General features: G+C 35.4%; 18 protein-coding genes and 3 tRNA genes. 9 read left to right on the top strand and 12 right to left on the bottom strand.

Going from position 1 to position 16,778, the window contains the following annotated elements; translation table 11 throughout:
* Positions 1-113 precede the first annotated feature (113 nt).
* Together folE and CM19_RS05435 are read left to right on the top strand one after the other, a co-directional pair.
* Positions 114-746, top strand: coding sequence for a GTP cyclohydrolase I (gene folE, locus CM19_RS05440; protein WP_048099417.1), 633 nt, complete (start codon positions 114-116; stop codon positions 744-746).
* A 21-nt stretch (positions 747-767) separates the two neighbouring features.
* Positions 768-1,664: a MarR family transcriptional regulator gene (locus tag CM19_RS05435; RefSeq protein ID WP_048099416.1), complete on the top strand. Its 897-nt coding sequence runs from the start codon at positions 768-770 to the stop codon at positions 1,662-1,664.
* Here CM19_RS05435 and glnA read toward each other — a convergent pair.
* From glnA to CM19_RS05415, 4 genes are all read right to left on the bottom strand, one after another.
* Positions 1,661-3,076 carry a type I glutamate--ammonia ligase gene (glnA, locus tag CM19_RS05430; RefSeq protein ID WP_048099415.1) on the bottom strand — a complete coding sequence of 472 codons (1,416 nt, stop codon included), beginning with the start codon at positions 3,074-3,076 and terminating at the stop codon, positions 1,661-1,663. The two genes, CM19_RS05435 and glnA, sit on opposite strands and share 4 nt — an antisense overlap.
* A gap of 120 nt (positions 3,077-3,196) precedes the next feature.
* A complete protein-coding gene (locus tag CM19_RS05425; RefSeq protein WP_048099414.1) occupies positions 3,197-3,802 on the bottom strand; it encodes an ATP-binding cassette domain-containing protein in 606 nt (201 codons plus the stop codon).
* Positions 3,799-4,194 (bottom strand): thioredoxin, encoded by a 396-nt coding sequence (gene trxA / locus CM19_RS05420; protein ID WP_048099635.1) that lies wholly within the window; start codon positions 4,192-4,194, stop codon positions 3,799-3,801. Before trxA ends, CM19_RS05425 begins: the two co-directional genes overlap by 4 nt.
* Positions 4,187-5,548: a class I adenylate-forming enzyme family protein gene (locus CM19_RS05415; protein ID WP_048099413.1), complete on the bottom strand. Its 1,362-nt coding sequence runs from the start codon at positions 5,546-5,548 to the stop codon at positions 4,187-4,189. Before CM19_RS05415 ends, trxA begins: the two co-directional genes overlap by 8 nt.
* A 34-nt stretch (positions 5,549-5,582) precedes the next feature.
* On the opposite strand from CM19_RS05415, the gene CM19_RS05410 reads away from it, so the two are divergent.
* The 4 genes from CM19_RS05410 to CM19_RS05395 are packed head-to-tail and all read left to right on the top strand — an operon-like array spanning position 5,583 to position 8,954.
* On the top strand, positions 5,583-6,443 hold the full coding sequence (locus CM19_RS05410) for a beta-ribofuranosylaminobenzene 5'-phosphate synthase family protein (RefSeq protein WP_048099412.1): 861 nt from the start codon (positions 5,583-5,585) through the stop codon (positions 6,441-6,443).
* Positions 6,444-6,469: 26 nt separating this feature from the next.
* Entirely contained in the window at positions 6,470-7,471 is a 1,002-nt protein-coding gene (locus CM19_RS05405; RefSeq protein ID WP_048099634.1) for an RsmB/NOP family class I SAM-dependent RNA methyltransferase, read from the top strand.
* 2 nt (positions 7,472-7,473) lie between these two features.
* Entirely contained in the window at positions 7,474-7,989 is a 516-nt protein-coding gene (locus CM19_RS05400; protein WP_048099411.1) for a gamma carbonic anhydrase family protein, read from the top strand.
* Positions 7,986-8,954, top strand: a complete 969-nt coding sequence (locus CM19_RS05395; RefSeq protein ID WP_048099410.1) for a radical SAM/SPASM domain-containing protein — start codon at positions 7,986-7,988, stop codon at positions 8,952-8,954. Before CM19_RS05400 ends, CM19_RS05395 begins: the two co-directional genes overlap by 4 nt.
* 3 nt (positions 8,955-8,957) lie before the next feature.
* Here the strand turns inward: CM19_RS05395 and xerA are convergent, their stop codons facing one another.
* The 4 genes from xerA to CM19_RS13415 form a co-directional block, all read right to left on the bottom strand.
* Positions 8,958-9,785 carry a site-specific tyrosine recombinase/integron integrase gene (gene xerA / locus CM19_RS05390; RefSeq protein ID WP_048099409.1) on the bottom strand — a complete coding sequence of 276 codons (828 nt, stop codon included), beginning with the start codon at positions 9,783-9,785 and terminating at the stop codon, positions 8,958-8,960.
* Between the two features lie 47 nt (positions 9,786-9,832).
* Positions 9,833-10,600, bottom strand: coding sequence for an oxygen-binding di-iron domain-containing protein (locus tag CM19_RS05385; RefSeq protein ID WP_048099408.1), 768 nt, complete (start codon positions 10,598-10,600; stop codon positions 9,833-9,835).
* A 25-nt stretch (positions 10,601-10,625) separates the two neighbouring features.
* Complete coding sequence (locus CM19_RS05380; protein WP_048099407.1) at positions 10,626-11,399, bottom strand: hypothetical protein; 774 nt, start codon at positions 11,397-11,399, stop codon at positions 10,626-10,628.
* Between the two features lie 257 nt (positions 11,400-11,656).
* Positions 11,657-12,001 carry a zinc ribbon domain-containing protein gene (locus CM19_RS13415; RefSeq protein WP_081801217.1) on the bottom strand — a complete coding sequence of 115 codons (345 nt, stop codon included), beginning with the start codon at positions 11,999-12,001 and terminating at the stop codon, positions 11,657-11,659.
* 87 nt (positions 12,002-12,088) lie between these two features.
* On the opposite strand from CM19_RS13415, the gene CM19_RS05370 reads away from it, so the two are divergent.
* Entirely contained in the window at positions 12,089-12,991 is a 903-nt protein-coding gene (locus CM19_RS05370; protein ID WP_048099406.1) for an ornithine cyclodeaminase family protein, read from the top strand.
* A 140-nt stretch (positions 12,992-13,131) separates the two neighbouring features.
* Here the strand turns inward: CM19_RS05370 and CM19_RS05365 are convergent, their stop codons facing one another.
* Positions 13,132-13,650 (bottom strand): cob(I)yrinic acid a,c-diamide adenosyltransferase, encoded by a 519-nt coding sequence (locus tag CM19_RS05365; protein ID WP_048099632.1) that lies wholly within the window; start codon positions 13,648-13,650, stop codon positions 13,132-13,134.
* Positions 13,651-13,695: 45 nt separating this feature from the next.
* Between CM19_RS05365 and CM19_RS05360 the strand changes: the two genes are divergently transcribed.
* Both CM19_RS05360 and CM19_RS05355 read left to right on the top strand, forming a co-directional pair.
* On the top strand, positions 13,696-14,532 hold the full coding sequence (locus CM19_RS05360) for a TatD family hydrolase (RefSeq protein WP_081801216.1): 837 nt from the start codon (positions 13,696-13,698) through the stop codon (positions 14,530-14,532).
* 769 nt (positions 14,533-15,301) lie between these two features.
* Positions 15,302-15,374 (top strand) — tRNA-Gln (locus CM19_RS05355).
* Between the two features lie 779 nt (positions 15,375-16,153).
* On the opposite strand, the gene CM19_RS05350 is transcribed toward CM19_RS05355, so the two are convergent.
* The 3 genes from CM19_RS05350 to CM19_RS05340 all read right to left on the bottom strand — a co-directional run bounded on the left by CM19_RS05350 (position 16,154) and on the right by CM19_RS05340 (position 16,751).
* Positions 16,154-16,239: transfer RNA gene (locus CM19_RS05350), tRNA-Thr, on the bottom strand.
* Positions 16,240-16,497: 258 nt separating this feature from the next.
* Positions 16,498-16,585: transfer RNA gene (locus CM19_RS05345), tRNA-Met, on the bottom strand.
* Positions 16,586-16,625: 40 nt separating this feature from the next.
* On the bottom strand, positions 16,626-16,751 hold the full coding sequence (locus CM19_RS05340) for an aCcr1 family cell cycle regulator (RefSeq protein ID WP_048099405.1): 126 nt from the start codon (positions 16,749-16,751) through the stop codon (positions 16,626-16,628).
* Positions 16,752-16,778: the final 27 nt, after the last annotated feature.

Genomic DNA, 16,778 nt, shown 5'->3' with positions numbered 1-16,778 from the left:
AAATGTTAATGCAAAAAATCTCGTTCTTCTAACGTGTAAATTAGCTTAGTGTCCAAATGTTAGACTTTATATAAAAATATTTTTTATATTAAGTGAATCCACTATACATTGTTATGGAAACATCAATAAACCAGGAAAACGTTGTTTCAGAGATTGCTAAGAGAGTTAAGGAGATCTTATCTCTATTGGGTGAAGATACAGAAAGAGAAGGACTAAAGGAAACTCCAGAAAGAGTAGCTAGAGCACTTATAGAAATGACTTCTGGATTGAGAGCATCTCCACCTCATATTAAGGTATTTAGCTCCAATGATGTTAACGCTCAGATTGAACAAAACGGTTCAATAGTAGTAATAAGAGATATACAATTTTCATCGTTATGCGAACATCATTTGCTCCCATTTTTTGGCAAGATACACGTTGCATATGTTGTGAATGATGAGGGTAAAGTGGCCGGTTTCAGTAAAATAATAAGGATAGTTAACTATTACTCAGCTAGACCTCAAATTCAAGAGAGGTTGGTCTCGCAAATTGCTGATGCAATAATGTCAAGCGAAATAAATCCTAAAGGAGTTATGGTAATAGGTAACGGTATACATACTTGTGCTTACGTTAGAGGAGTAAAGGATAAAGAGGCAAAATTAGTTTCCTTAGCTACTAGAGGTATATTTAAGAATAATAGGGCTATGATAAATTACGTGTTCAGAATACTTGATGTTTCATCTAAAAATAATATAAACTTAATATGACGTTTTTTAAGTTTAGATCATATGGATGGCAAAAAGAGGATACTAGATATCATTAAGCTTTACGGTCAATTACCTCAGACTGATTTAGTTAGACTATCTGGTATATCGAAAAGCAGAACTTCTGAAATTTTGACTGAATTAGAGAAGAATGGGATAATAATTAGGAAAAAATTAGCTGGAAAAAACTTAATGGTATCATTTAATGACAATAAATTCTTAAGAATTGGAATAATTAGGGCTGCTGAATACCCATTTATTATGCCGTTTATAAAAAACTTAGAGCAAAGGGGCTTTTACGTAGAAGTAAGGATTTACGATAATGGAATAGATGTGACAAGAGATATATCGTTAGGTAAAATTGACATGGGTTTTTCTCCTGTAATTTCTCAAATAATTTTTTCTAAAGTCTTTGGTATAAAAATAATTGCTGGAGGAGCTAGAGGAGGAGCCGGGATAGTTGGTGAACCTTGTAAGGTAGGCTCAACTGTTATGTCTAGTATGGAACTATGGACAATGCTTGACTTTAGGGATGCCACTATAGTACCCTTCAGTTCACCTAAGAGCTTAATTGATGGTTTGGGGAAAGGGGATATAAAAGCAGTAGCTATTTGGGAGCCTTATCTTTCAATTTTGGAATCTAAAGGAAATAGAATCTCGCACATCTTTGACCCTATTCATTGCTGTACTCTGGCTATAAGAGATGGATTAGATGAAGAGAAAATTAAGACGGTCTATGAGAATTCCTTTTCTGAGTTTATGTCATCTAAGGAAAGGTGGATATCAAGTTATGCGAATCTACTTGGGGAGGATTATCAATTATTGGAAAAAGCATCAAAAAGATACGTGTTTGATAGTTATCTTGATATAAATGAAATATATAATTACTTAAAAAAAGCGAATGTTTATCTTCCCTCTTAAGAGTCGAGATAATAGTATAATTCCATAGGATGCGGATACATTTGCATAGCCTTTGTCTCCTCCCTCTTTAAGTCTATATATACATCAAGTAGACTGCTATTGAATACGGGCTTTAGAAACTCCTTATCTGCCTCTAGTTCATCAAGTGCCTCATCAAGAGATCTGGGTAGCTCTCCAATTCCTAGTTGTTTTCTTTTCTCTGCGGTTAAATGATAAATATTCTCATCGATTGGATCGCCTGGATCTATTTTATTCTTTACGCCATCTAGAGCTGCCATTAATAATCCTGCAAAAGCTAAATATGGGTTACAAGATGGATCTGGAGCACGATATTCAATCCTCTTAGCTTTTTCTATCCCTTTGAAATATGACGGTACCCTTATTATTGCGCTTCTGTTTGATTTGCTCCACGCTATGTAAACTGGAGCTTCAAAACCTGGAACAATTCTTCTATAGCTATTAGTAGTTGGAGAGACTAAAGCTGAAAGCGTTCTAGCGTGTTTAAGAATTCCTCCAATTACATATCTGCCGGTCTGACTTATTTCTGCGTATTCATCATTTGGATCAAACATTAGGTTCTTTTTACTATCTTTTGTCCATAGACTAAAATGTGTGTGCATTCCAGTTCCATTGTCGCCAAACATAGGCTTGGGCATAAAAGTTGCTACCATACTATGTTTTGCTGCAACGTTCTTTAGTACGTACTTTAACGTTTGAACCTTATCAGCTGTATCAGCTAGAGTAGAGAATCTAAAGTCTATCTCACCTTGTCCTCCAGTGGCTACTTCGTGATGTGTGGCCTCTAAAGTAAATCCAAAGTACTTCTGAAGAGTTTCTACAGCTTCAAGTCTAACATCCATTAACTGATCGACAGGTGGAGCTGGATAATAGCCTTCCTTATATCTTATTATAAATCCACCATTGCTAGACCAAGGAGCTTCTCTAGCATAAATCTTATATCCAGTTCCGCTTTGAGGGGTAGCTACATCAAGTGAGATTTTATCAAATATGAAGAATTCTAATTCTGGCCCAAAGAATGAAGTATAGCCCATTTCAGATTGAACTCGCTCAGCCTCTTCAGCTACAAACCTAGGATCTCTTTCAAATCTGCCTTTACCTCCTCCCCAAAATACCCTTGTTAAGACTCTAGCTACTCCTGGACTCCACGGGATTAGACTCAGTGTATTATATACTGGTTGCAATACCATATCACTTTCATATATCATTGTAAATCCTTTTATGCTACTTCCGTCAAGTTTTCCAAACCCCTCTTTGACGCTACTTTCATCTACTTCATCAATGGGTATTGTTATATGCTGTAGCCTACCAGGTAGATCTGTGAATTGGAGATCTAACCAATTTACTTTGTTATCCTTTATAAATTTTAAAAAATCTTCTGCAGTATATGGCATGAAGAACCATCTATTAAAGAGTATAAAAATTTTAATGGTAATTATAGTTAAAACTTATCAAATGTTAATATATATTTATAATTACTTTTTATCTTCATATCGAAAACATAAGTAAGAGTTTTAAAAAATTTTTAACAGTTTTCCGCCTTCCATTTGAAGATGAGAATTGGCAAATACGCTATCTTTTTCATCCTGTGATATAAATATCATTTCAATGTTGTATTTATTAAGCAAATATACTAGATTTTTTATAAATTCTTCTTTGTTGTTAATATTGGCAAAAACTTCATCTATTAGGAGAAGTCTAGGCTTAGAAAGTAAAGCCGTAGAAATAGCTAATCTTCCCTTTTGACCTAAACTCAACTTATCTGAATTTCCATTGAAGTTTATGCCTAATAGTTCCTTAACTTCTTCAATTTCGTTATCTTTTAAATCAACCTTTCTAATTTTAGCACCCCATAGAAGATGTTTCTCTACACTCATTCCAGGGATAATAGATCCTTGAGATATAAGGACTGTTTCTCTTTTTTCTGGTTCTTCTTTTGTTATATCTTTTCCATTTAACTTAATATAACCTGAATCCTGTGGTAAAAATCCTGCTATTATTCTAAGCAAAGTCGTTTTTCCACTTCCATTTTTCCCTGTTATTGAAATAATTCCTTTTTCTTTCATTGATGCAACTAGATTAAACTCGCCTAACTTTTTTTTAATATCTACTTCAATCATATGTATTTACCTAGCGCACTCTCCAATGTGTTAGCATCTATAGCCCCAACTAACGTCTCCTTAACTTCGCCATTAACTATTATAAGTGTAGTAGGGATATTCAATACACCGTACTGATCGGCTAATTTTTGATTTTCGTCTACGTTAATTCTTCCAAAGAACGCTGTATTACTATATTTACTTGCTACTCTATTGAAAGTTGGTTCATATAAGTGGCAAGGAGCACACCAAGGAGCCCAAAAATCTAAAACCACTATTTTATTTTTTGAGATTATATCACTAAAATTTTGTTCATTAACTGTTTTTGGTTCCTCCTTTGGTTTAGTTATTTTTTCAGCTCTTTCTTGTAACTTAGACGAGATTTGTTTGATTAAAGAATCTACTTCACTCAAGTTTATCCACAATATAGACTCTCTTTAGCCTTTTATAAAATGCAACTTTACTATTGACGTAGTTGAGCAATTCTGTCTCTAATCCGTCTCTTTTTTTCTTTACAACTACTTTAGCCACTGGTTGGACTCCTGCATTACCAGCATCCTCTCCAACAACTAAGACCTTTGCTACATCTGGGTGAGTTATTAGGATGTCTTCTAAATCTCTCGGAAATATTGGATAGCCCTTATATTTTAACATTCTTTTCTTTATTCCCTTAAAGTAAAGTAAGCCTTCTTCGTCTTGTGCTACTAGATCCCCAGTCTTTAGCCACCCATTCTCAAAAACCTTTACAGATTCCTCAACATCCTTATATCCAAGCATGATCCAAGGCGCTTTTACCCATAATTCGCCTGTCTCACCTGGATTTGCGTCTTTTCCATCATTCTTTATAACTTTTATTTCCACTTCTGGTAAAGGTTTCCCTATGGTTATTTTTGAAGCGAACATAGGATCTTGATAAGTCATTACAAGACCTTCAGTAAAGCCGTATTGTTGTACAATATCTTTTCCATATTTTTCTTTAAATAATTTTATCGTCTGTGGGAATAAAGGTGCTGCTGAACTGACGCAGATCTTAAGCGGATCAAGTCTTCCATTCTCTGAATTTAAAGCATCATAAATCATAGGAACAGTAGCTAAGTAATTTATGTTATTCTCATTTATAACCTTCATGAGAGCTTTTACATCAAATTTCTTCATGATATACATTTGGCCTCCATCTTCCAAGGATACTCCTAAGACACTATTTCCCAATACGTGAGCGACAGGAACTGTTAGCACTGTAGATATTCCTTTTATGTTGATGGCCCTATAGAGAGATGCAGCGTTTAGCTCAACTCGCTTAGCGCTATGGAGAACCTGCATTGTCTTACCCGCTATACCAGCATAATAGTAGATTAGGCCAACTTCGTCTTCTCTATAGGAATAAGGTCTCATAAAACCTTGAGTTGAAGGAGGCTCTGTAATGATCTTATATCCCTTGAGTACTTCTTTTTCTCTATTTGCTATTTCGTTATCTGTAAATACTAGTGACGGATTAGAATCTTCAAGGATAAAGCGCAAATCTTCGGCTGAAGTTAAAGGATCGACTGCAACAACTTTTCCGCCAGCCCAGTATATCCCTAAGTAGGAAGTTACTGACATTGTGGAGTTGAACATTAGATGAACTATCGTCTCGCCTGGTGAGACTAGTGTAGAAAATCTATATACTTCATTGATTGCTTGTTCATAAGTTAATGTTCTATCCCCATTCAAGAATACCTTTTCTGGATTTACTTTACCTTTTTCGTAAAGCAATTCCGCAAGACTCATTTATCTTTAATTCTTCAACACTCTTTAAATAAAGATAATGAGACTTATAGGTCTTTCAAGGATACACATTACTCTATTTGATCTTGAAGGAAAATACGGAAGATTAGATGGAGGTATGGGTATTGCTTTGGCATATCCTAGGATAGTTATTTCATCAGGTAATTGTAATTTTCTAAGAATTGATGAGATTCCTAATGTTAACTATTGTATAGAAGAGGATTATGAAGAACATGTTGGGTTGGGACACACAACACAACTTCTTTTATCTGAGGGAAAATTTGCATTTGAGTATAACTTAATTCCGAAGGATGTAGTAGAAATAGCCAAGATAGTTAAAAGAGGTTCAACTTCTGGAGTAGGAGTTTTCGCATTTAAATATGGAGGATTTGTTGTAGATGGTGGTCACTCTAAGAAGGTAAAGATAGAAGCTCTTCCTTCTGATTTCTCTGAAGCTCCTCCTCCACCTTTAATAGCTAGGATAAACTTTCCTTGGTATATTTACGTTAATATAGGTAACGGAAGAAGGATATTTGGAAACGAGGAAATAAAAGCGTTTAAGGAAGCTAAACTAGACGGAATAGGAGAGCTAGCCAGGATAGTACTCATGGAGTTTATTCCTTCAGTTGCTGAAAAAGATCTAGAAGGAGCTCTAGATGGTTTAGATAGAATACAAAGTTTAGGCTTCAAGAAGATTGAAGTTTCCTTACAATCTGATAAAGTTAGAGATCTAATGAGAAGAATGAGAAGCAAAGGATTTCCAGCAGGTCTCTCTTCGTTCGGACCTGCAGTATTTACTTTTCTGAGATCAAGAAGAGAAGGAGAAGAGTTAGTTTCAACATTTGGTGGTTTTATATCGGATCCAAATAACACTGGAGCTAGAGTGATATGGGATTAGATTATGATAAATTTATTCTAGACGATTTGCATGAAGTATATGGATGCTATATAGATAGCTTTTTAGAATCAGTTAAGAAGCCTAATTCAAGGCTTTACGTGAGAGTTAATACTCTTAAGGCTAGCGTTGAAGATGTACTTGAAGAAATGCGAGACTTCAAGAAGGATGAGGATTTTGAGGAGGCAATATACACTGAAGTGAAAGGACCAAATAAACTAGAAATGAGGGAAACTAAAGTTATAGTTGATAAGAGAACTGCAGAGAGCGTAATGGTAGGAGCAGATGCATATAGACCTGGCATTAAGAGGGTTGAAGGTAAGGGAAAGGAGGTCTCAGTAATTAGCGATAATGGAGTTCATGTTGGTAACGGAATACTAGTAAGAGATGGGGAAGGATTTAGAGTAAGAGTCTTAGAGTCGATCTATACTTCTTCTAAAATATCAGAGTCAAAACCTTTTCTTTCGGGGAAAATATATAGCCAAGGTAAAGCCTCAATGCATGTAGCTAGAATACTAGATCCACAGCCAAATGACATTATAGTGGACATGACAGCTGCTCCTGGAGGAAAGCTTAGCCATGTATATCAACTTCAGCCTAAAGCGAGAATTATTGGTTTTGATCACACTGAAAAGAAAATACAAAAAATGAGGAAAATGCTAGAAATTCTAGGAGTTAAGGCAGAGCTTTACGCTCATGATTCTAGATATGCCTCAGATTTTAACATTAGAGCTGATAAAGTTCTAATAGATCCTCCGTGTTCTGCGATGGGAGTTAGACCAAAATTATATGATACTAAACAAAAAACAGATATAATGAACTTTCATTCCTACCAAAGGCAGTTCCTAAACTCAGCTTACTCAATACTCAAGGATGGGGGTGAAGTAGTTTATTCGACGTGTACCGTAACAACATGGGAGAACGAGAAGGTTATTGATGATTCTAGATTTGAGTTGGAATATATGATAAGATTCCATCCTAACGTTCATGATACCACAGGATTCTTTATAGCCAAGCTAAAGAAAAAATAAATATGCCTATAGAAGAATACATGGGTAAAAAACCTAGAGTGTCGGAAAAAAGTTACATTCATCCTTCGGCTTATGTTATAGGCGATGTGGAGATTGGAGAAATGAGCAGTTTATGGCCGTTTGCAGTGGTAAGAGGAGATAATGACTCAATAGAAATAGGTAGAAATACTAACATCCAAGAAAACTGTTCTGTCCATACAGATTATGGGTTAAAGGTTTTCTTAGGAGATAATGTTACAGTTGGACATAATGCAGTTATTCATGGTTCAAGAGTTTCGTCTAATGTTTTAGTAGGAATGGGAGCAATACTTCTAAACGGAAGCAAAGTAGGCGAGTACTCTATTATAGGAGCAGGGGCAGTTGTAACTCAAAACACTGAAATACCTTCGTATAGTCTAGTCTTAGGTATTCCAGCAAAAGTCATAAGGAAATTAAGGGAAGAGGAAATTGAAATGATAGAGAAAAACGCTTTAGAATACGTGAGGCATGTAAAGTACATAATGGAGGGTCGAAAATGAGAAGAGATATCAAAGCAATAAACTGGTTTATCAAAACTCAGATTTTAAGAGATCCATTTAATCCAGCATATGCAACGTTTAAGGTTACTTCAAATTGTAACCTGAGGTGTACCTTCTGCAATCCTAGTTATTATAATGGAGAATTAGGTGAGGGAAGCACAGACACTATAAAAAAAATAATTGATAACTTAAGAGATTCCTCAATAATAGTTCTCTCCTTTGAGGGAGGAGAGCCAACAACTCGAGGAGATATACTTGAACTCCTACAATACGCACATGACGGATCTTTTTACGTTATGCTAACCACAAATGGATATAGGCTTGGCGATGAGTCATTCCTCTCAAAGGTTGCGGATAATATAGATTTTCTCCATTACTCTATCGATGAGTATCACTGGAACACAAAAGCACTAGATAACCTATGTAGGTTTAGAAAGTACGGACTAAAGGTTAACGTTCAGACCGTTGCGACTAGGTATAACTTACATAAACTTGAGGATAAGGTAAAGAAAGTAAGAGAATGTAATTATAAAATCCTTATATTGCCGGCTGTGGACTATCCGGATTCAAAAGTTAAGTTAGCCCCAGATAATCATGAACTTTACAATGTTCTTTCTGAACTGAAAAAGAAGTATTCCTCTACGCTTAACAACTCTTGGGGATTCATAGAGGCTTTAAGAGGTAACGTTAATGGAAGACTTGTTAGCTATTCTATATCGATTTACCCTAACGGTGATTTACCTTATCCAGATGACATAAACGGAGAAGTTATAGGAAATTTATCTCAAGAAAATCTTAATGACTTGCTTAAGAAACCACGCGTAAAAGAGCTCCAAAAAAAGATGCTTGAACAGCAGGCTAAGTATGAGTACCTTCATTTGCAGACAGCATCCTTCAATAGTATTAAGGATCTCGCCGAATACGTTTCAGAGATGGTAAAGTGGAGATTTACTGGAAAAGCTTAGAGTTCAAGTAAAAGCGTTTCTATATACCCTCTCTAGATCTTCTGTAACAAGATGAGTATATATCTGAGTTGTTTTTATATCCTTATGTCCCATTAATCTCTGTACTGCAGGTAAAGGAACCCCTTTTCTTATCGCTGTTGTAGCAAAGGTATGTCGGAGCATGTGAGGTCTAAGTCCTTCTATTCCTATCCTTTTCCCGCTTCTTCTGATTAATCTATATAGTGCTTGATAACTAAGGTTGAATAGCTTTTCTCCATTTTCCTTTCTCATATATCTTTCTAAGAGATTTTTTGTTTCTACTGTAAAGAAGACTATTCTTTCTTCCCCGTTTTTTGTCTCTCTTACATGAATAGATAATCTTTCCATATCAATGTCATTCTTAGAAATGCTAAGAAGTTCCTTAGAACGTAATCCAGTTTCCAAAAGAAGTCTGATTATGACTTTGTCTCTAAGCCTTTTTGTGCTATCAATTAGTTTTTTAGCTTCCTCCTCTCTTATTGCTCTAACCTCTTTCCTCCTAGCTCTTGGTAAGACAGGAGTAATGTTTACGCCTAGCCACCTTAAGAACCTTCTTATTGCTATTGTATAATATCTTAAAGTTACGCTTCTGGATCTTTTATCCTTAGCTTGTGACATTAGCTTGACTATCCATCTGTTTATATCATCTTGTGTAACTTTTCTTGGATCTTTCTCTACAAAATCCAAAAAGCTCTTTATAGCTGACGTATAAAGTTTTACTGTTCCTTCACCAGCACCGGCAGCTTGGAGAGCTATAATAAATGATGAAAAGGGATCTCCATCAGAAGGTGGAGAACCTAGTTGTAACTTCACAAGATCTCCATTTAACTTCTAAGAATTAAAAAGACGAAGCTTTAATATTATAACAAATCTATACCAGTCTTATCTAATTCTCTTAACCATTCTATAAATTTTTTCACGTTTTCGCCTTGAAATATCGAACCGTGCTGTGGAGCTATTATTTGTATATCTAAATCTTCTATTAGCTTTAACCAGCGCTGTATGGCTTTAGCACTAGCAATATATCTTCTATGAAATCCTTCCATTAGCTTTACATGTTCGTCAAAATTATCTACAAACAGATACCACTTACCCTTAGGAAATACAGCTGCTCCTAAGTCTCCAGAAAAGTAAATCCTTGAAACGGGATCGTAATAGTGGAAATTCCCAGGTGAATGCATAAAGTGAGCTGGTATAGCATTAATTCTCATGTTACCTAATGGAATTTCCATACCTTGATCAGGAATATCGATCATCCTTCCTGCTGCGTCAAATCCAAGATGTGGAAGAAATCTTTCCCATAGCTCTGAAACGTAGATTTTAGCGTTTGGTGCAACATCAATCCACAAGTTAAGTGAGCCTATAACATCCGGATCCTGATGAGAGAATAGAAGAAGTTTTACTTTACTAGGCTCAATGAACTCACTGACATTTTTATATACCCTTTCAAAGACAAAATATCCGCCTGCATCTAATATAGCTGCCTCATTGCCGTCTATTATTAAATATTGGTTGGTTAATATACCTTTTTCGTGTTCTGACTCGTCTAAACCTAACCACACAAACTTGTGTTTTCCTTCTTCATAAATAACATATGGATTATGTATTTTTAAATTCTCAATGCTCATAATCTCACCTCAATTATCTTGGAAATCATTGCCCTATTCTTCCTCCTAGTTCTTCTTGTAATGTTTCTACTGCTTTAGGAGTTATCGATACATAAACGTTTATCTTGAAATGACCTTGGAGTTTATTTAGACTTTCTTCATTATATGTATCTTTTCCTTCATTCATTACATATACTCCTTTTAGTTCTCCTCCAATAAAGACTGCTCTAAATATGCTACTTCCAGATCCAGATACGTATATCATTTGATAGTTTTTGAAATCTGAAATTGTTTGTTGGATATAATCTGGAACTTGACCTAAGGTTAATTCAACATCCTCAGTTTTTACCAATTTTGATTTCATTATAATTTTAGAAATCATAGAAATCTTGGATAAAGCGGTTGAGAAGTCCATCGTGTTGTTTGGTTCCATCTTTACGTTTTTTATCTCCTTTTCGATATTATTTGTTATTTGTTCCACAATAGTTTTCAATGATTTCCCTACAACCCACTCTTTTTCTCCTGAATACCCTATGGATATTTTAATACCTTTATCATATTTGGAGAAAATTATTTTTATTTCATTTTCTTTATTATCTATTAATTTATATTCAACCATTCCAGATCCAAGGAAAGATGGTTCTAGAAGGAAATCAGATTCAAGAGATGCAAAAATAAATCTAGTAAATTTTAGTCTAATTATATTGCCATTTATTCCTATAACGTTAGGAATCGCAGATATTACGTTAGAAGGATCCTTAGTCCAATTCATAATGAAATCGTTAAGCTTAGTCTCTATCTCTTCGCTTATCTCACGCATAACTACTCATAACATTATGTCTGCAATACAATGTTAAATAACATTTTATTCGAATAACTTTGTTTTCTGTGTATAACCCTGTTAACGTTAATACAGTATCCATATTCATGAATAGTTTATCTTTAAGGAGGTTAATTGGGCTAACGAAACGGTTCTACAAAGGAAACCTCCTCCTTAGTGATGGATAGTTAGAGTCTGGAGGATGAAGTACTGACCTCCTCCCCGCTCTAAAGAGCGAGGGTTCCCCTCAGAGCGGTTCATAGGTTTTGGTCCATACGTTTCACCCTCATAGAATCATAGCTAGCTGGTACTACCAGCCCCGATCCTCTCGTCCACGTATAGACCAGTGGGGTGGTCTTACCCCAACTTATCCCTATCCCTCTGGTGATCCCACCATCATTAGGACTCAGGATTATGGATATATTAAACGCACCGACCAAGTCCGCGCTATACACCTTGTTAGATGTTGTACACTTAAATAAACCCCTTGAAACTCTTTTCCCGCATCCATTGCCGTGGATGGGACAAGTAGTTGAAGTATATGCCTCGTTAACAAACTCAAAGGAGTAAAGGCATAGAGTCTTAAACCATAATTGATCAATTTATAACATTCTTTAGATATAAATACTATGATACCAGGTACTATATAGAGTTATTTTAATATTTCACAGCTCTACACTTAACTATATATGCTAGTTATCAATCGAGAAGAATTGGAGAACATCTTAAGACCAAAAGATGTAGTAGATGCAGCGAAGGATGCGTTTATAGCGTTTTCTCAGGGTAAAGTTAAGCAACCGGAAAGACAAGTTCTGAACGTAAAAGGGAACTGGTGGGGTATAATGCCTTCTTATACTGATAAGGCATTTTCGGTAAAAGTCATTAGCGTAATAAATGAGAACAAATCGCGGAATCTTCCAACTGTTCAAGGCACAGTCCTTTTGATGTCTCCAGAGACAGGAGAAACGTTAGCTCTTATCGATGGAACTATTTTAACTGCTATGAGGACAGCTGCTGCTAGCGTTTTATCCACCGAACTTACGATGGGGAGAAAAATTCATACATTAGGAATAATAGGTGCTGGTACAGAGGCTTACTACCACGCAAAAATAGGTATGGGATACTTGTCAGTTTCTAGGTTATTAATAACCGCAAGAAAAAGTCATTTCCAATTAGCCAGTAAAGTAGGCGGAGAAGCTGTTGATCATATTACGCTATTAAAAGAATCCGATGTTATATTCTCCACAACCTCTTCTTCCGTACCAGTAGTTCTTGGAGATTACCTTAAGGATAATTTTCATGTTTCTTCTATAGGTGCCCATACGCCGGATTCTAGAGAAATAGATGACAGAGCTATATCCAAGGCAAAAACGTTTTTAGTAGACTCTATTGACGCTGTTTCTAGAGAAGCAGGGGATTATATACAACCGATGAAGAAGGGATTAATTAAGAACGTAATAGAGATAGGGAAGGCAATTCTAGAAGGAAATAAAATAAGTACTCCCTCTATTTTTAAGACTGTGGGTATAGCCGCTCAGGACAACTTCGCTTCGTATTATGCCTATAAAGCCGCTATCTCGCGTAAACTTTGACGATCCGTTTTGCTGAACAAATAATTAATGTGAAATAAAACTTTAAAATTAAGGATTAATTTATCTAGTTATAAAATACTTTACACTAAAATGGTTCAATTAATTAAAAATCTCAATTAATCGGCAAAGTAACAACCAGTTTACGGTCTCCAGATTACGTTTTGATATCCAGTTTTCTTATTAATCCATAGCGCTAACACGAATAAAAGAGTTGATAGCCTGTTAAGATATTTTACATGATTTTCATTAGCCTTTCCATCCTTATATATTGATACAACACTCCTTTCGGCTCTTCTACATATTGTTCTAGCTAAGTTTGTAAATGATGAGGCTAAGTGTCCGCCAGGAAGCACAAAGTTCTTAAGTGGACCTATTTCATTTCCGTAATTTTCTATGAGTTTTTCAAGTTCCTTTACTCTTTCCTGGTCGAAGCCCATATTATATCCTGCAATCTCAGAGGAAATTCTGAACACGTTGTCCTGTATCTTTTCAATTAGTTCTGAAATCTCTGGAAACGCAGAAGAAATTACGCCTAAAGCAGAGTTAAGTTCGTCAAGGTTTCCAAACGCCTCAATAATTTTATCATCTTTCCACACTTCCCCAGAAGATGGAGCTTTAGTTTTTCCTTGATCACCCTTCCCAGTATACCACATGAAAATAACCATAGAAAAAAGGATAATATAGACTAAAAACGTTAATACGGTATGCTATTTGATGCACACTGTCACTTATCTCTCCTAAAGAAGACTTACCCTCAGGTGTTCATAGCTGCAGTCTCTATGGATTTCGCAAGTTCTCTTGATACAATTTCGCTAAAGAGCGACACCGTTTTAACAGGCATAGGTCTTCATCCTTGGAATGCGAACAAGGAAAACCTCGAAAAATTCGAATTATTATTAGATAAAGCAGATTTTATAGGTGAGGTTGGGCTAGACTTCAAATATTCTAATGCTGATAAAGATACACAAATTGGAACTTTTAATTTCTTTTTAGAGAGGACTTTTAAGAAAACTATAAATGTTCACGCCTTAGAAGCTTGGAAAGAAGCGTTGGACATATTAAAAGAAGCTAGTGTAGAAAGAGCACTCCTTCATTGGTATTCTGGCCCGCCAGAACTTCTTAAAAATATCCAGGAGCTAGGTTACTTTATTTCTATAAATCCATCTGTAACTTTTCAAGAGAAACATAGAAAAATAGCGCAGTTGGCTCCTCTTGAAATAATCGTTACTGAGAGCGATGGTGGATATGAATATAAGGGAAAAATCCTTGAACCAACACAGATAAATGATACAATAGATTTTCTATCTCAACTAAAAAAAATTGATAAGGAAGAAATTAAAAAAATTATAGAGAAAATTTTAAAAAATTATATAATATATGATAATTTTATCTATCTAGAGGTTAATGAGGCAGAAGACTATAAGGGTGGGATTGATAGCTCTATTCTGAAAACATATAAACCTCACTTTGACTTTGCGGTTTGGGCTTTACGGACATTTATTGTCATATCCATAAAACCCTTGGACTTCACCACGTTCTGAACAAAGTTCATCATCGCGATCCGTTAAAGGGCTAACCCAACAACCTACACCACGAAGCGGGTGTGCGGAAACCCGCACATTCTTAATTCCTCTTAGTCTTCACTCCTTTGTAGTCCCTAATTCGGATCTACAATACCACATTGAGGACAAATTGATATTGTGTTTGCAAACACAAGTATTTTGATGGGAAAAATCATGAAATACATAAAAATGTCACGATTTAAGTAAAACTGCTTTCAGAGGCTAAGATAATATAAAACATCAAAAATGAAGATGATTAAAGAAATACTCTAGCTAATAACTACTATATCCTAGTCAGGAAGGACACCCAATTGAAACAATTGTTCAAAGATTACTAGGATCTTATGTCTCCAGTTATACAATGTTGGATTTTACTAGATAAAGGAGATACTAAACTGACAAATAGGAAAAAGCAGGGAAAGAAATCAGAAGTTAATCCAACATATATACTTTTAGGACTTATCGGTGTTGTAGATATGTTAAAGAGGATCTCTCACTTTTAAAGAGAGTTTTGTTAGCTAGAATGACACTGTCATAAAGCTGACCTAGACTTCTAGATTTCCTTAACATCCCATCACGTGCTGATTGGAAACAATACATAGAAACCTATTAGTTGAATCCTCTACCTTGGAAAAGACAAACAAGAGTTAACTGTGAAGTAGGAAGATCGAGCTAAAGGTCGGAGTAGCTCACTCTAAATAAGGACAATTAAAGAAAGCTTTTTAGCTTATCCATCTAATCATAATTTAGCCGGGTAGTCTAGTGGCCAAGGATCCAGGGCTTTGGCCCCTGGGACCCCGGTCCGAATCCGGGCCCGGCTACTATAAGACGCTTAGCATAAAGTGCCAAGAATCTCTTCTGAAGATCTTAGACCTAATTAAATGTCGTGAAAAACGAATATAACCACCCTTATGGGATAATCATAAAAACTGATTAATTAATACATTATGAATGAATAAAATAGCTATAAGGAAATAATATAATAAAGCTAAAATGAAGCAAGCTTACCTCTACATAACATAATTTATAAAAAATATCCAATATTTCAATAAACATAACAAGAGCTCGTAACCAACAATTTCATTTTGCGGTAAAAACTCATTAAACTTTAAATTTAACCAATAACTCTCTAAATGAAGAAGTTCTTCATTAAGTAAACTCTTGCCTTCAATAAATTATTAAATTAATGTTAATATTGTAGAATTTTTTAATGAAAACAGTATTTACTGAGAGAAAAATATTGTTGGATAAACACGAAGAGACAACTAAAAACCTTTAAACCTTTAGGAAAAAAATCATAAAAACTTGAACTATACTTAACAAATCTAAAAGGAATAAATGAGAATAGTCAAGGGAAAATCGAAACTCCTTAAGTTGAAGTAAATCAAGGGAAAACTTTACATCGTTATAAAAACCTATATTTTACGGCGTTATAAGGTTGAAACTTATGTATAAATTTTATAGATTAAGGTAAAACTGTTAGTGAGAGCTCCTTGTTTTGGTTAATAATATCTTCTGTATGTTGAATCGAAGCAAACTAAAATGAGATTCCTTTACACTTATTTTATCAAGTACACTACAGCGCCATCCATAATCATTGAGCCGCCGGCGGGACTTGAACCCGCGACCGCCGGCTGTCTAGATACCCTTACAAGGCCGGCGCTCTGCCAGCTGAGCTACGGCGGCATAAATGATCTGGAAATAACCAAATTAAAAATTAATGAAAATAGAGCCCACAGCTATTTTCTTATCAATGGAGTTATTGATATTCCTACCCCATTTTCTTAATTATGCTAAATAGTTTTAATATGATCCTGTTTAGTCCTTTTCATCTCTCATAGAAAGACATGTATGCTTGCCATAACTTATTGCATACGTTGCGTGCCAACCTCAAACTGAGCTTTAGACATTATTAACATCTCATTATTTGATATTCTAAAACGCTGCCGCCGCGGGGATTTGAACCCCGGACAACCGGATATCCCCTAGACCGTATGAGTCCGGCGCTCTGGCCAGGCTGAGCTACGGCGGCATATATAAAAAATAGTAGAGAGTCTAAAAATTTTCTCTCACTAATCTTCTAGATACTTCTTTATTGCATCCCTAATTATTTCGCTTCTTGAAAGTCTATTATTTACAGCGTATAGATCTAATCTTTGGAGCAACTCCTCTTCTGCCTTAAAAGTTATTACTCTCATGCTCTCTGTATTACCTTCTTATAAGCT

It is taken from the genome of Candidatus Acidianus copahuensis (assembly GCF_000632495.1).
Classification (GTDB): domain Archaea; phylum Thermoproteota; class Thermoprotei_A; order Sulfolobales; family Sulfolobaceae; genus Acidianus; species Acidianus copahuensis.
This window is presented reverse-complemented; position numbering and strand designations above follow the sequence as displayed.

Coding starts and splice junctions, on each gene's coding strand:
- CM19_RS05425 (WP_048099414.1), bottom strand. CDS start 3,802: ATGATTGAAGTAGATATTAAAAAAAAGTTAGGCGAGTTTAATCTAGTT.
- CM19_RS05395 (WP_048099410.1), top strand. CDS start 7,986: ATGAGAAGAGATATCAAAGCAATAAACTGGTTTATCAAAACTCAGATT.
- folE (WP_048099417.1), top strand. CDS start 114: ATGGAAACATCAATAAACCAGGAAAACGTTGTTTCAGAGATTGCTAAG.
- CM19_RS05340 (WP_048099405.1), bottom strand. CDS start 16,751: ATGAGAGTAATAACTTTTAAGGCAGAAGAGGAGTTGCTCCAAAGATTA.
- CM19_RS05380 (WP_048099407.1), bottom strand. CDS start 11,399: ATGCGTGAGATAAGCGAAGAGATAGAGACTAAGCTTAACGATTTCATT.
- CM19_RS05400 (WP_048099411.1), top strand. CDS start 7,474: ATGCCTATAGAAGAATACATGGGTAAAAAACCTAGAGTGTCGGAAAAA.
- CM19_RS05435 (WP_048099416.1), top strand. CDS start 768: ATGGATGGCAAAAAGAGGATACTAGATATCATTAAGCTTTACGGTCAA.
- CM19_RS05370 (WP_048099406.1), top strand. CDS start 12,089: ATGCTAGTTATCAATCGAGAAGAATTGGAGAACATCTTAAGACCAAAA.
- glnA (WP_048099415.1), bottom strand. CDS start 3,076: ATGCCATATACTGCAGAAGATTTTTTAAAATTTATAAAGGATAACAAA.
- CM19_RS05385 (WP_048099408.1), bottom strand. CDS start 10,600: ATGAGCATTGAGAATTTAAAAATACATAATCCATATGTTATTTATGAA.
- CM19_RS05415 (WP_048099413.1), bottom strand. CDS start 5,548: ATGAGTCTTGCGGAATTGCTTTACGAAAAAGGTAAAGTAAATCCAGAA.
- CM19_RS05360 (WP_081801216.1), top strand. CDS start 13,696: ATGCTATTTGATGCACACTGTCACTTATCTCTCCTAAAGAAGACTTAC.